At 67.1% G+C, this 1,227-nt stretch carries 1 protein-coding gene and 1 pseudogene; both read left to right on the top strand.

Translation table 11 applies throughout. The features are described from left to right. Window positions 1-522 (top strand): TcpQ domain-containing protein (locus EPN31_RS16655; RefSeq protein ID WP_291775945.1); only part of this gene is annotated, 522 nt, incomplete at its 5' end. After that, window positions 523-1,227: pseudogene (locus EPN31_RS16650) on the top strand (hypothetical protein); the annotation flags it as partial. It lies immediately after the preceding gene.

Genomic DNA, 1,227 nt, shown 5'->3' with positions numbered 1-1,227 from the left:
GCCGTCACCCCGACGCTCCACGCCCAATCAACGGGCAGTAGCCCGTCCTGGGCCTCCCCCATCGACGACGTCACGGGACGACAGACCATTGCTGTCCCTGTGCAGCCCGCCGCGCCCAGCATCGCGATGTCCCGCACGACCGTGATGAATGCACGCCAGGCGCTGGTGGGAGCGCCACCGCTGCCCCGTTCGGCGTCGGTCACCCCTGCTCAGACGGTTCCCCTCGGGCGTGCGGTCACGACGCGCCCGCAGCCCGAGCCGCCGATCGCGGAGCAGTGGTCATCTGGCCGCGACCTGACGCTGCATGCCGTCGTTTACAGCTGGGCCCATCGCGCCGGCTGGCGCGTGCTGTGGCGAGCGAGCAGCGATCGGCGAATCGAGGCACCCCTCACGTTCGACGGCTCGTTCCAGGCGGCCCTGCGCGGCGTCTTTGGCCTGTACGCCAAGACCAGCAATCCGCTTCGCGTCGACACCTATCCCGATCAGCGCCCGCCCCTCGTGGTGGTGTCGGAGGACCGCTAAATGACCCAGGAGTTGTCTGCCATGTCCAGGAAGCTACTTGCCGCAGCGATCTCGGCGATCGTTCTCGGTCTGGCCGGGTGCGCCAATCCGGTCAAGCAGTCCATGCGGCAAGTCGACCAGATCGACCGTGACGCAAGCACCCAGATCTCGAGCATGCGCTCGACGTCGAATGACCAGTCGGTCTATGCCACCCACGATGGCCAGTGGGTTGACCCGAACCCCATTGCGCTCGATGCAAGCCGCACCGCGCCGCAGCTGTCCTGCAACGAGAACTTCAACCCGCATCGGCTGATTGGCCTGCAGGAGTTCGCGCAGATCATCAGCCGCGACTGCAACATCCCCGTCCAGGTGACGCCCGATGCCCTCGCGCATCTCAGCGACGCCCCCAGCACACCCGGCGCGGGCACAGCTCCGGTTCCCGCGTCCCAGTACGGCGCCTCTGGCGTCACGCTCCCCGGTGTTCGCGGTGCGGGTATCGACGCCATGGGTATCGAGACGCCGCAGCGGTCCATCGACCTCAAGTACTCGGGGCCGCTTTCCGGGCTCCTCGATGCGGCGACCTCGCAGCTGGGCCTGGGTTGGAAAGTGCAGGAAGGGCAGGTGGTGATTTTCTACACCGAGTCGCGCACGTTCCGCTTCAACATGATTCCGACCTCGACGACGATGAATACCACCGTCGAGGCCGGCACCACCACGTCGGCCGGC

The organism is Castellaniella sp. (assembly GCF_004321985.1).
Classification (GTDB): Bacteria; Pseudomonadota; Gammaproteobacteria; order Burkholderiales; family Burkholderiaceae_B; genus Castellaniella.
The sequence above is the reverse complement of the archived record's forward strand: the minus strand, read 5'-3'. Positions and strand labels throughout refer to the sequence as shown.